We start from the raw sequence: 13332 nt of genomic DNA on the forward strand, positions 1-13332 counted from the left end.
AAGAAATGAGCGAACGCTCGGGGGAAGTTGTAGGGGGCATCTTAGCACAATCCGACCGGCGCACCAGAGCCGGGGCGCCAGCCGGATCGTGGCCGCCCGGGAGGGCGGCGATGCCTGTCGCGGCGCGCGTTGCGCGGCGCCGCGCGGGGCAATTACAGGTTGCCGTCGAGGAAGGCGGTCAGCTGCGACTTCGACAGCGCGCCGACCTTCTGCGCCGCGACCTGGCCATTCTTGAACAGGATCAGCGTGGGGATGCCGCGGATGCCGAATTTCGCCGGCACCTGCTGGTTCTCGTCGACGTTGATCTTGGCCACCTGCAGCTTGTCGCCGTAGTCCTTGGCGACTTCGTCCAGGATCGGCGCGATCATCTTGCAGGGGCCGCACCATTCGGCCCAGAAGTCGAGCAGCACGGGCTTGTCGGATTGGAGGACGTCGGCGTCGAAGGAGGCGTCGCTCACATACTTGATTTGTTCGCTCATGGCGGAAAACCTCAGGGTTCGCTCGGGGATTTCAAAAGGCTGGATTATGCCGAACCGCTACATTACACGACTTTTTCGCGGCTCGTCGGGGCCGGCCATATTGCGCCGGTTGGGGCTGTCCGGTTTGGCTGCCCGGATTGCCCCCGGGATTGCCGCCCGGATTCGCAATGCGGAAGATGGCGGCGACGGCCTCGAATTCAACCGTCCCCGCCTTCGCCCGCATGCCTGGGAACCGTGCGGCCCCGGCGCCGTCGGCATGGCCTCGTACCAGGGATGGCGCCATTTTGCCGCGCTCGGCGCCGCGAAGCCAATGATGCCTTTCAATCGGCGTCAGAGATTTTGTCAATATCGCCCGCTTGTGCATCGGGCGCTGATGCATCGGGTTTTCCCGGTGCGCGGCGGCGGCCGCGCTCGCCCTCGCGCGCTCTCTCGCGCTCGGCCTTGCGTTCGCCCTCGAGTGAGCCCTTCGATGAGCCCTTCAATGAGCCCCTCAGTGAGCCCCTCGGTGAGCCCCTCGGTAAGCCCCTCAGTAAGCCCTTGACTGAGCCGCGCTTGCCGTGGGCCGGCACGGCGCGCGTAGAATGAACACGTGCCGGACAAGGCCCGGCGCAGCCCCTCCCAATCGATCAGGCCACGACCATGACGCCCGAAGACGATCCGACCCGCGATCCGACCCGCGACCCGATGCGCGATCCCGTGCGCGATCCCAGGCAGCTGCCCGAGGCGAGTGCCGACACGGATGCCGACGCGCCGACCGATCCCGCCGGCGCCGAGCATCTGGGCGACGCGCTGGCCCATCTGAGTACCGCCGTCGAGGAGAACAGCATTGCGGTGGGCGCGGCCAAGGGCCTCGTCTACAGCATCATCGAGACGCTCGGTACGCTGGTCGGCGATCCGGACCTGCCCGAGCATGCGCGCTCCGGCTACGAAGGCCTGCTCGAAACCGCGCGCGAGATCCGCGCCCGCATCGAAGGCGAGCGCTCCTGAATCCGGCCGCGCTCGCGTGACGCCGGCGCAGGACCGCGCGGCGCCGATGCGGCGCGTCCGCATGGTCCGCACCGGGCGCTTGCCGATGTCCTCACGACTGCCATTGCTTCCGCCAGCCTCGCCCCTGCCATTCCTCCCCGCTACATGACGACGCTGCGTTTCCGCCCCGGCCGCGACTTTCTCGACAATGCCGCGGCCGCGGCCTGGTATTTCCTCGACCGCTGCGAGGAGCACGGCCAGAGCGCGTCCGCCGCGCATCTGGTGGTGCCGACCGCGGCACAGATCCCGGGAGTGCGCCTGGCGCTGGACCGCGCCGCGCGCGCATCCGGCACGCCGCGCCTGCTGCCGCGCATCCTGACGCTGGGTCATTGGCTGCTCGACTTCCCGCCGGCGATGCTGCATGGCGACAAGGTGCGCAGCCATGCTGCCCGGCTGCTCGCGGTGCAACAGGCGATCCGCGGCCAGGACTGGCTGCGGCGGGCCTTCGGCGCGCAGACCGAACCGGCGGCGTGGGGACTGGCGCAGACCGTGCTGACCGTCTGTGACGAGCTGTCGGCGCGATGGCTCGAGGACGCCGCCATCCGCGACGACGACGCGGTGCTCGCCGAGGATCGTGCCAGCCTGCTGCAGGAGGCGCTGCAACGCACTTACTCCCATCTGTCCGAGCGCTTCCTCGGCGAGGAGGCGCGCATCGTGCTGGCGTTCTGGCAGGCGCTGTCCGGGCCAGACGATCCGCTGCCGGCGCGCCGACGCGCGTTGCAGGCGCTCGCCCAGCAACTGACCGGCCCGGTGGTCTGGCTCGGCCCGACCCCGCCGACGCCGATCGAGGCGGCCTTCCTGCGCGCCGCGGGGGAGATGGTGCCGGTGCTGGAAATCGGCTACGACTGGAGCGGCGAGGCGGCCGAGGGCGAGACGAACGAGGAGGATCCGGAGAGCGGCGAGGACGAACACCACGGCGCCGCTGCGGATCCGGCGATCGACCTTGCGCTCGATCCGGCCAACGATCGCACCAACGGTCACGCCAACGATCGCACCAACGGTCACACCAACGATCGCACCAACGATCACGCCAATGGTCACGCCCACGATGGCGCGGGCGATCCGGTCGACGGACGCGGCAGCTGGTATCGCACCTTGCTCGCGCTCTGGCCCGAATGCCGTCTGCCCGCCGATACGGCCGCGGTGCCGTCGCTGCCGGCGCCGCGCCTGCCCGCCGACCGCCCGCGCGTGCGGCTGATCGGCAGCGCGCGCTTCGAGGACGAGGCGGCGGCCGCGGCGGACCAGCTGGTGCGCTGGCTCAACGAGGGCCGCAAGCAGCTGGCACTGGTCGCGCATGACCGCGTGGTCGCGCGTCGCGCGCGCGCGCTGCTGGCGCGCGCCGGTGCGCCGGTACGCGACGAAACGGGCTGGAAGCTGTCGACCACGCGTGCCGCGGCCGCGCTGATGCGCTGGTTCGACCTGGTGGTCGGCGACGGCGATACCGCGGCGCTGCTGGATCTGCTCAAGAGCCCGTTCTGCCTGCCGCAGCTGCCGCAACGCGGCGCCGCGATCGCGCTGCTCGAGCGGCAGGTGCGCCGCCACGGCATCACAGGCGGATGGCGCCGGCTGTTGCAGCGCTTTCCGGCGGCGCCGCAGCCGCAGTGGACGGCCGACACCGGCCCGCAGGACGACGAAGAAGCGGCCGAGCTGGCCGCCGCCCAGGCCGCCACTGCCGCGCTGCTGCGCCAGATGGCCGGCGAGGCACAGGCCTGGCCGCGCGGCAACGATGCGCGTCCGGTCGGCTTCTGGCTGCAGCGCCTGCAGGCCACGCTCGACGCGCTCGACATGCGCCCGGCGCTGGCCGCCGACGATGCCGGCGCGCAGCTGCTCGACGCGCTGGCGCGGCTCGACGAGCTGCCCGACGACGAGGCGGGCGCCACCGCCACGCTGACGCTGGCCGAATTCCGCGCGATGCTGGCCGCGCTGCTCGAAGCGGTGGCCTACAAGGAGCCGAGCGAGCCCGCCGCGGCGCGCATCACGATCCTGCCGCTGAACGGCGCGCGCATGCGACGCTTCGACGGCGTCGTGATCGTCGGCTGCGACGACGCGCAACTGCCGTCGACCGCCGCCGAGCTGATGTTCTTCTCCAACCAGATGCGGCGCGAGCTCGGCCTCGAGGACCGCGAGGCGCGCTTCGCGCAGCAGGCGCGCGACCTGGCCGAGGTGCTGCTGAACAACGACGACGTCGTGATGACCTGGCAGCGTTTCGGCGGCCGCGGCGAGCCGAAGCATGTGTCCGGCTGGCTCGAACGATTGGCGGTGCACTGCGAAGCGGCGGGTGCACCTATCGGGGCGAGCGTCGTCCCTTCACTGCACGAGGCCCGGGCCGAGGTCCGCAATATGCCCGCGCCCTCGGCGCCGGAGCTGGCCCCCGCGCGCTGGACCGCGCAGTCGTACAACATGCTGCGCCGCTGCCCGTACCAGTTCTTCGCCGGCCGCATGCTGGGCCTGGCCGGCCTGGAAACGGTCAGCGACGACCTCGAGAAGCGCGATATCGGCGAGCTGCTGCACCAGATCCTGCTGCGCTATCACCGCGACGTGCAGGCCCAGGACGTGCGCGACGACGCGGCCCGCATCGCGCATCTGCAGGCGGTCTCGCGCGAGGTCTTCGACGGCGTGATGGCCGAGGACGGCAATGCGATCGGCTACTACCGCCGCTGGCTCGCGGTGCTGCCTTCGTATGTCGCGTGGCAGGCCGCGCGCGAGCGCGAAGGCTGGTACTGGCATGCGGGCGAGCTCGACGCCGGCGCCGACCTGCCGATGCGCGACGGCCAGCCGATTCGGCTGCATGGCCGCATCGACCGGCTCGACCGCCATCGCGACGGACGCCATGCGGTGCTCGACTACAAGACGCAAAGCGCCGCGCGCCTGAGGCGCAAGGCGCGCGACGCGCAGGAAGATTGCCAGTTGCCGTTCTACGGCCTGCTGCGCGCCGATGCGCGCGCGGGCAGCTGGATCGCGCTGGAGGACGGCCGCAACGAACCGCGCAGCGCGTCGCCGGCCAGCCGCCGCGAGGTCTCGCTGCCGGACTTCGACGACGCGGTGGCGTGGCTGCACGAGCAGCTGACGCACGACGCGCTGCGCCTGCGCGAGGGCGCGCCGCTGCCGGCCTTCGGCGACGCCGCTGCGTGCACCTGGTGCAATGCGCGCGGGCTGTGCCGCAAGGGGTATTGGCAGTCGACGGCGCTGCCGGAGGCGGTCGCCGCCGCGCCCAGATACACGCACGAGCGCGCGCCCGCACAGCAGTCCGGCTCGCCGGAAGGGCGAACGGCCGACGAGCCGCCGGGGCGGCAAGGGCACGAGCAGATGAGCGAACAGGCGGACGAACAGGCGAACGAACCAACGAGCCAACAAGCGACCGAACCAACGACCGAACCAACGACCGCTCCATCGAGCGACAAGCAAGGAGGACCGCTGGCATGACCGTGCACGCCTATCTGCGCGACGGCCAGGACGTCAGCGAAGCCGAATTCACGCGGGCCGCCTGCGATCCCGCGCGCTCCGTGGTGGTCGAGGCCTGCGCCGGCAGCGGCAAGACCTGGCTGCTGGTGGCCCGGCTGCTGCGCCTGCTGCTGGCCGGCGCCGAGCCGAGCCAGATTCTCGCCATCACCTTCACCCGCAAGGCCGCCGAGGAAATGCGCGAGCGCCTGCTGGACGTGCTGGCGCAACTGGCCCGCGGCACCGACGCGCAGGTGCTGGCCGCGCTGGAGCAGCGCGGCCTGTCGCCCGAGGCCGCGCGCGCCGCGCTGCCGCGTGCCAGGACCCTGCATGCGCGCGTGCTGGCCAGCCCGGGCCGCATTGCCATCGACACCTTCCACGGCTGGTTCGGCACCTTGCTGCGCGGCGCGCCGCTGGCCTCCGGCATCGTGCCGGGCGCGGCGCTGCGCGAGGACGCGCTGCGCATGAAGCGCGAGGCGTGGGCGCCGTTCTGGCGCGGCCTGACGGCGCCAGAGGCGGCGCCGTACCGCGAAGCCTACGAGCGGCTGGTCGATGCGATCGGCGAGTTCTCGGCGCGCGCGCTGCTCGATGCGATGTTCCACGCGCGCAGCGAATGGTGGGCGATGCGCGAGGCCGCGCCCGATGAAGATCCCGCCGAGCGCCTTGCGGACGATCTGGGCGACGACGCGCGCATCGACGTGCTGGCACAGGCGATGGCCGACGCGGCGCTGCGCGCCGACTGCGAGGCGCTGGCGGCTTCGCTGTCCCAGGCCGGCAAGACGGAGCAGGGCCATGCCGATCGCATCGGCGCCGCGCTGGCGGCAATGCGGACCTGGACCGAGGCCGGCGCGCACAGCGGGCAGCCGGCGCAGGACGCGTTCGGCTGCTGCTGGGAGGCCTTCTTCACCGGCAAGGGCGAACCGCGCGCGCTGCGGCGCACCGCGGCGCTGGTCAAGGCCGCCGGCGGCGAGGCCGAGGCCGACGCGCTGCTGGCCCGGCATGCCGAGTTGTGCGAAGCCTTGCGGCAGGTCGCCGCGCGCCGCTGCGAGGCCGCGGTACTGGCGCTCAATCGCGATCTCTATCTGCTGGGCGACGCGCTGCTGACGCGCTATCAGGAGCACAAGGGCCAGCAGCGCGCGATGGACTTCGCCGACCTTGAATGGCTGGCGGCCCGGCTGATGCGCGACGAGCAGACCGCGACGTATCTGCAGGTGCGGCTCGACGCGCGCTATCGCCATCTGCTGCTCGACGAATTCCAGGACACCAACCCGCTGCAATGGCGCATCCTGCAGGGCTGGCTGGCCGGCTATCAGGATCTGGCGGAGCGGCCGACGGTATTCCTGGTCGGCGATCCGAAGCAGTCGATCTATCGCTTCCGCCGTGCCGACGCGCGGCTGTTCGACGTCGCGCGGCAGATGCTGCAGCACGAGTTCGGCGCGACGGTGCTGCGCACCAACCGGACCCGCCGCAACAGTGGCAGCGTGCTGCGCTGGGTCAATGCGGTGTTCGACCAGGCGCGCGCGGAAGGGCGCTATCCGCTGTACGAAACGCAGACCACGGCGCTGGACCAGCAGGGCGGGCCGGTGTGGCTGCTGCCGCTGGTGCCGGCGAACGGCAACGGCGGCAATGGGAACAACGGCAGCGAAGGAAGCAGTGGAAGCCATGGCAAGGACGGCGATGCCAATGGCAACGGCAACGGCAACGGCAACGGCAACGGCGACGCCAACATCGCCCCCGATTCGCGTGACACGCTGACGCAGCCGCGCACGCCGCTGGGCGATTCGCCGCGCTTCGAGGAGGGCCGCCGCGTCGCCGCGTGGCTGCGCCATCTGCGCGCCACCGTGCCGGTCGAAGAGGGCGACGGGCAGCGTTCGGCCTGCTGGCGCGACATCACGCTGCTGGTCCGGCGCAAGAGCTATCTGGCCGACTACGAGCGCGCCTTCCGCGAGGCCGGCATTCCCTGCCTGAGCCCGCGCCGCGGCGGCCTGCTGGCCACGCTGGAGGCGCTGGACCTGTCGGCGCTGCTGGCCTTCCTGATGACGCCCGAGTCCGACCTCGATCTGGCGCACGTGCTGAAGAGCCCGCTGGTGGGCGCCTGCGACGAAGACCTGATCGCGATCGCGCAGCTGGCAGGCAATCGCCGCTGGTGGCCGACGCTGTCGGCCGGCGAGGTTCCGCAGCACGCGTCTGCGGCCTTGCGCGAAGGACTGGCGCGCCTGCGCGGCTGGCTCGAGATCGCGCCGCATCGGCCGGTGCACGACCTGATCGACCATATCTATCACACCGGCGAGGTGCGCCGCCGCTATGCGCAGGCCGCGCCCGCGGAAATCCGCGAGCAGGTGCTGGCCAATCTCGACGCATTCCTGAAGCTGTCGCTGGACCTCGATGGCGGCCGCTATCCGAGCCTGCCGAAGTTCATCGACGAGCTGCAGGCGATCCGCCGCGGCGACGAGGACGAAAGCCCCGACGAAGGCGGCATGGGCGATGCGGCGGAAGCCGAGGCGGACGAGCCCGAGGGCGCGGACGACAGCAACGGTACGCTCGACGCGGTGCGCATCCTGACCGTGCACGCGGCCAAGGGGCTGGAGGCGCCGTTCGTGGTGCTGCTCGACGCCAATCACAGCGAGCCGGCCGCCGATCGCGCCGGCATCCTGATCGACTGGCCGCCGTTGGCCGCGGCGCCGGTGCATTTCTCCGCGTATGGCAAGCGGTCCGAGCGTGGACTGGCGCGCGCGGCGCGCTTCGACGAGCAGGCCGCGCTGGCCGAACGCGAGAACTGGAACCTGCTCTATGTCGCGATGACGCGCGCCCGCCAGGGGCTGATCGTCAGCGGCGTCCAGCGCAACGGCAAGGGCGCGGGCGACGGCGAACCGGGCAGCGAGATCGCCGGCAGCTGGTATGTGCGCCTGCAGGTCGCGGATGTCGGCGAGCCGGTGCCGCCGCTGCCGGACGATGACGTCGGCGTGCGTGGTGTCGCGTCGGGCGGCGTGGAAGGGCCGATCCGCTTCACCGACTTCCGCGCGCGCTATCGCGATGCGCTGCCCGTGGCGCCGCGCGAAGCCATCGGTGCCGAGGGTGAGGAAGAGGACGAAGAGCGCGACGACGAGATCGTCTTCGATGCCGCCGCCGCCCGCCATGGCGAACTGGTGCATGCGCTGCTCGAACGGATCACGCGCTACCCCGGCGCCTACGACGGCGTGCCCGATGCCGAGGCGGTGATGCGCTGGTTTCCGCTGGCCGGAGCCGGCAGCCCGCAGGCGCGCACCGCGTGGCGCGAGCAGGCCGAGGCCGCCGTGCAGGCGGTACGCACGATGCTGAACGCGCCGGCGCTGCGCTCGCTGCTGTTGGCCGAGGGCGCGCTGGGCGCGCGCAACGAGGTCGAACTGTTTGGCGCGCAGGGGCGCCTGCTGCGGATCGACCGGCTGGTCGAATACGCCGATCGCGTGGTGGTGGTCGACTACAAGCTGCGCCTGCTGCCGCAGGAGCACGCCAGCTACGCGGCGCAGTTGCGTCGCTACGAGGCCGCGCTGCGGCCGATGTTCCCGGGCCGGCGCATCGAGTCGGGCATCGCCACCGCGGACGGCGAATGGATCGCGCTGGGGCAGCTGTCGGCGCCGCCACCGCCGCGGCAGGCGTCGCTGTTCTGACGGCAGCAGGGCAGCGGCAAATGGCGATAAGATGGCGCGTGAGCTATGGGCGAGGGGATAGGCGAACTACGGGCGAGCGCGGCCCCTCGGCAAGTCGTCGCAACGAAGCGTAGGAACCCGGTGGGAATCGTGGCGTCGCGGCATGCCGCCGTGGCCCGCAGGGAAAACGAAGGGGGAAGGGAAAGACCGGAAGGAAGGGGGACGAGCCTGACCCTCGGCACTGGCGGAAAACGGCTGTGGCTGCTTCGTTCCCGACCTGACCAGGTTGACCGCGCCGCCATGCGAGGAGGCCCGTCCGACCGGCATTGTAACCCAGAGTGCGTGCCTCGCGCGAAAAGCCGTCGCCGGCATCGCCAGATGACATGGCGGGACGGCATCGCGGGGCGGCATCGAGCCCGGCATCCGCATGCCGGATGCAGCCGCGGCGCAAGGTGCGAATCCAGTGGCGCCAACAGAGGCGAGAGGTGAGCTGACCGATGAATGCCAACGATCAGATGATGCAGGCTGTGCTGCCGCCGCAGGAAATCTCGGTCGAGGTGCTGCGCGAGAAGTACGCCAAGGGCGAGGAGCGCACCGCTGCCGATGTGCGCGCCCGCGTGGCGCGCGCGCTGGCCGAGGCCGAGCCGCAGGCGCAGCGCGAACGCTGGGCCCGGCGCTTCCTCGCCGCGCTCGAAGGCGGCTTCGTGCCGGCCGGGCGCATCCATTCCGCGGCGGGTACCCGCATCGAGGCCACGCTGATCAACTGCTTCGTGCAGCCGGTCGGCGATGCGGTGTCCGAGACCGTGGACGGCAAGCCCGGCATCTACGCCGCGGTCGCGCAGGCCGCCGAGACCATGCGCCGCGGCGGCGGGGTCGGCTACGACTTCTCGGCGATCCGTCCCTCGGGCGCGCTGGTGCGCGGCACCCATTCGCGCGCCTCGGGCCCGGTCTCGTTCATGAAGGTGTTCGACGCCTCGTGCGCCACCGTCGAATCGGCCGGCGCGCGGCGCGGCGCGCAGATGGGCGTGCTGCGCGCCGACCATCCCGATATCGAGGCCTTCATCCACGCCAAGGACCGCGGCGAGCTGACCAACTTCAATTTGTCGATCGGCGTCGACGATGCCTTCATGCAGGCGGTCGAGGCCGATGGCGAGATCGACCTCGTCCACGTCGCCGAGCCAGCGCCCGAGACCATCGCCGCCGGCGCCTGGCGCCGCGACGACGGCATGTGGGTGTACCGGCGCGTGCCGGCGCGGCAGCTGTGGGATCAGGTCATGCAGGCCACCTACGATCACGCCGAGCCGGGCATCCTGTTCCTGTCGCACATCAACGACGACAACAACCTGTACTACTGCGAGCGCATCGAAGCCACCAATCCGTGCGCCGAGCAGCCGCTGCCGGCCTACGGCTGCTGCGATCTGGGCTCGATCGATCTGACGCGCTTCGTGCGAGGTCCGTTCAGCGACGCCGCGTCCTTCGACTTCGACGGCTTTCGCGCGCTGGTCGCCGTGGCGGTGCGGATGCTGGACAACGTGCTCGACGTCACCTACTGGCCCCTGCCGGAACAGCGCGCCGAGGCGATGGCCAAGCGCCGCATCGGCCTCGGTTTTCTTGGCCTGGGCAGCGCGCTGGTGATGCTGGGCGTGCGCTACGACAGCGAGGCGGGCCGCGCGCTGGCAGCGCGCATCGCGCAGACGCTGCGCGATGCCGCCTATCTGGCCTCGACCGAACTGGCGCGCGAGAAGGGTGCCTTCCCGCTGTTCGATGCCGACGCCTATCTGCAGAGCGGGTTCGCCAGCCGGCTGCCCGAGGCGGTGCGGGCGGCGATCCGCACGCATGGCATCCGCAATTCGCATCTGCTGTCGATCGCGCCGACCGGCACCATCACGCTGGCCTTCGCCGACAACGCCTCCAACGGCATCGAGCCGGCGTTCTCCTGGACCTACCAGCGGCGCAAGCGGATGGGCGACGACAGCTACAAGGTCTACGAGGTGGCCGACCATGCCTGGCGCCTGTACCGCCATCTGGGCGGCGACGTCGAGCAGTTGCCGGACAGCTTCGTCACCGCGCTGCAGATGTCCGCGCTCGACCATATGAAGATGCTGGAGGCGGTGCAGCCCTATATCGACACCAGCATCAGCAAGACCGTCAACGTGCCGGAGGACTATCCGTACGAGGCCTTCCGCAACCTGTATCTGGAGGCGTGGAAGGCCGGGCTGAAGGGCCTGGCCACCTATCGGCCCAATCGCGTGCTGGGCGCGGTGCTGTCGGTCGCGGAGGCGGGGCAGGGCGTGGCCGCTTCGGCGACCGCGGCGGCCGCCAATGGCGACGATCCGCTGCGCAAGCCGTTCGAGAGCCGGCCGGTGGGCGACCTGGAGGGCGTGACGTCCAAGGTCGAGTATTTGACCTACGAGGGCCACAAGACCGTCTACCTGACCGTCAACTTCATGCGCGTCAACGGCGTGGTCGACGGCAGGCCCGTGACGATCGAGCGGCCGGTCGAGTTCTTCATGCCGGCCGGTCAGCGCAGCGAAGGCCAGCAATGGATTACCTCGACGATGCGGCTGCTGTCGATGGTGGCGCGCTCGGGCGGCTCGATCGCCAAGGCGCTGGCCGACATGCGCAACGTGGTGTGGGACAAGGGCACGGTGCGCTACGGCACGCTGACGCGTCAGGACGGCACCGAGGTGCCGCGCTTCCACGATTCCGAAGTGGCGGCGCTCGGCTACGCGCTGCAGCGCATCCTGATCAAGCGCGGCTTTCTCGATGCGGAGGGGCAACAGGTGCCGGTCGCCGCGCTGGCCGAGCGGCTGGCGCAGCGCGAGGCCGGGCTCGCGCAGGACGCGATGCCGCTGCCGGGTGCCGCGGCGCCCGGCGCCGGCCTGCCCGTCGGCGCGCCGGGCGTCGGCACCGGCAAGCCCTGCCCGGAATGCGGCGCGCATGCGCTGCACAAGGTCGACGGCTGCGCCAAATGCGCCAATTGCGGCTACGTCGGCGAGTGCGGGTGATTGCCCGCTGGATGTCCGCTGAATGCCCGCTCGAATGCCGGCCCGAATGCGCAGCTGATGTCAGGCCGGATGCCTGCCCGAATGCCCGGTTGCACGGCGGGCGGAATGCCGGCCTGAATCCCCGATCGATCCCGCGCCCGATCGCCTTGCCCGGCCCCGCGACAGGCGGCCGGCCGGCGGGGCGCCATTTGCTACAATCGCCGCCATGAGTTACCAAGTTCTAGCGCGCAAATGGCGCCCCAGGGATTTCACCACGCTGGTCGGCCAGGAGCACGTGGTGCGCGCGCTCACGCATGCGCTGGAACAGCAGAGGCTGCATCACGCCTACCTGTTTTACCGGTACGCGCGGCGTCGGCAAGACCACGCTGTCGCGCATCCTGGCCAAGGCCCTGAACTGCACGGGGGCTGACGGCAACGGCGGCATCACCGCGCAGCCCTGCGGGGTCTGCAAGGCCTGCACCGAGATCGATTCGGGCCGCTTCGTCGATTACATCGAGATGGACGCCGCGTCCAACCGCGGCGTCGACGAGATGGCCCAGCTGCTCGACAAGGCGGTCTACGCGCCGACGGTCGGACGCTTCAAGGTCTACATGATCGACGAAGTGCATATGCTGACCAACCACGCCTTCAACGCGATGTTGAAGACGCTGGAAGAGCCGCCCGGCCACGTCAAGTTCATCCTCGCCACCACCGACCCGCAGAAGATCCCGGTCACGGTGCTGTCGCGCTGCCTGCAGTTCAACCTGAAGCAGATGCCGCCCGGCCATATCGTCAGCCACCTCGACCGCATCCTGGCCGAGGAGGGTATCGCGCACGATGGCAATGCGCTGCGGCTGCTGGCTCAGGCCGCGCACGGCTCGATGCGCGACGCGCTGTCGCTGACCGACCAGGCCATCGCCTACAGCGCGGGCGAGGTGTCCGAGGCGTCGGTGCGCGGCATGCTCGGTGCGATCGACCAGAGCTACCTGGTGCAGCTGCTTGACGCGCTGGCGGCCGAGGACGGCGCCGCGATGCTGGCGGTGGCCGACAGCATGGCCGACCGCAGCCTGTCGTTCGCCGGCGCGCTGCAGGACCTCGGTTCGCTGCTGCACAAGATCGCGCTGGCGCAGGCGGTACCGGCGTCGGTACAGGAGGAATGGCCCGAGGCCGGGGAAGTGCGCCGCCTGGCGGCCGCCTTCGATCCACAGGAAGTGCAGCTGTTCTACCAGATCGCCAATCTCGGCCGCAGCGAGCTCGCGCTCGCGCCGGACGAGTACGCCGGCTTCACGATGACGCTGCTGCGGATGCTGGCGTTCCGGCCCTCGGCGATGCCGTCGGCGCCGACGCCGGCAGGCCCGGCGACGGCCGGTGCGCGCAGGATGTCCGGCTCCGCGATGGCCGGTGTGGCCGGCGCCGCGGCGGCATCGGCATCGGCAGCATCGACGGCATCGGCATCGGCTTCGGCAGCATCGGCTTCGCCGGTTCCGCACGGTTCGCCGGTTTCTCCGTCCGGCGCGGGTCCTGCCAGGTCCGCCGCCGGCACCGCACCGAATACCGCTGTCACCGCCGCTGCCGCCCCGGCTGCCGCGCCCGGCGCCACGCCCGCTGCCGCCGCCGCAAGCGCTGCGGCCAGGCCCGTTGCCGCGCCCGCCGCTCACGTAGCGCCGGTAGCGCCGGTAGCGCCCGTCGCGACGCCGGGTCCGCGCCCGGCCGCGTCAAGCCCGACGGCTTCGGGCGCCGCGGCGCCCGTATCGGCGCCTGCCGCGGCACCCGTCT

5 protein-coding genes, 1 other RNA gene and 1 pseudogene are annotated in these 13332 nt (G+C 71.1%); 5 read left to right on the forward strand and 2 right to left on the reverse strand.

The features are described from left to right. Positions 1 to 152: 152 nt before the first annotated feature. Positions 153 to 479 (reverse strand): thioredoxin TrxA, encoded by a 327-nt coding sequence (gene trxA / locus OJJOAM_RS15255; protein ID WP_422648434.1) that lies wholly within the window; start codon positions 477 to 479, stop codon positions 153 to 155. Between the two features lie 684 nt (positions 480 to 1163). Between trxA and OJJOAM_RS15260 the strand changes: the two genes are divergently transcribed. The 3 genes from OJJOAM_RS15260 to OJJOAM_RS15270 all read left to right on the forward strand — a co-directional run bounded on the left by OJJOAM_RS15260 (position 1164) and on the right by OJJOAM_RS15270 (position 8590). Next, positions 1164 to 1466, forward strand: coding sequence for a hypothetical protein (locus OJJOAM_RS15260; protein WP_422649612.1), 303 nt, complete (start codon positions 1164 to 1166; stop codon positions 1464 to 1466). A gap of 144 nt (positions 1467 to 1610) precedes the next feature. Then, entirely contained in the window at positions 1611 to 4928 is a 3318-nt protein-coding gene (locus OJJOAM_RS15265; protein WP_422648435.1) for a PD-(D/E)XK nuclease family protein, read from the forward strand. After that, on the forward strand, positions 4925 to 8590 hold the full coding sequence (locus OJJOAM_RS15270) for a UvrD-helicase domain-containing protein (RefSeq protein ID WP_422648436.1): 3666 nt from the start codon (positions 4925 to 4927) through the stop codon (positions 8588 to 8590). The genes OJJOAM_RS15265 and OJJOAM_RS15270 overlap by 4 nt, the downstream gene beginning before the upstream one ends. Before the next feature lie 197 nt (positions 8591 to 8787). On the opposite strand, the gene ffs is transcribed toward OJJOAM_RS15270, so the two are convergent. Next, an RNA gene (gene ffs, locus OJJOAM_RS15275) (signal recognition particle sRNA small type) lies at positions 8788 to 8886 on the reverse strand. 180 nt (positions 8887 to 9066) lie between these two features. Between ffs and OJJOAM_RS15280 the strand changes: the two genes are divergently transcribed. Together OJJOAM_RS15280 and dnaX are read left to right on the forward strand one after the other, a co-directional pair. Continuing rightward, positions 9067 to 11577: an adenosylcobalamin-dependent ribonucleoside-diphosphate reductase gene (locus tag OJJOAM_RS15280; RefSeq protein WP_422648437.1), complete on the forward strand. Its 2511-nt coding sequence runs from the start codon at positions 9067 to 9069 to the stop codon at positions 11575 to 11577. A gap of 205 nt (positions 11578 to 11782) precedes the next feature. Next, positions 11783 to 12879: pseudogene (gene dnaX, locus OJJOAM_RS15285) on the forward strand (DNA polymerase III subunit gamma/tau); the annotation flags it as partial. Positions 12880 to 13332: the final 453 nt, after the last annotated feature.

The organism is Cupriavidus sp. H18C1, assembly GCF_049311595.1.
Classification (GTDB): domain Bacteria; phylum Pseudomonadota; class Gammaproteobacteria; order Burkholderiales; family Burkholderiaceae; genus Cupriavidus; species Cupriavidus cauae.

Excerpts from the sequence above, each read along its gene's own strand:
- OJJOAM_RS15260 (WP_422649612.1), top strand. The coding sequence starts at position 1,164 with ATGCGCGATCCCGTGCGCGATCCCAGGCAGCTGCCCGAGGCGAGTGCC.
- OJJOAM_RS15270 (WP_422648436.1), top strand. The coding sequence starts at position 4,925 with ATGACCGTGCACGCCTATCTGCGCGACGGCCAGGACGTCAGCGAAGCC.
- OJJOAM_RS15265 (WP_422648435.1), top strand. The coding sequence starts at position 1,611 with ATGACGACGCTGCGTTTCCGCCCCGGCCGCGACTTTCTCGACAATGCC.
- OJJOAM_RS15280 (WP_422648437.1), top strand. The coding sequence starts at position 9,067 with ATGAATGCCAACGATCAGATGATGCAGGCTGTGCTGCCGCCGCAGGAA.
- trxA (WP_422648434.1), bottom strand. The coding sequence starts at position 479 with ATGAGCGAACAAATCAAGTATGTGAGCGACGCCTCCTTCGACGCCGAC.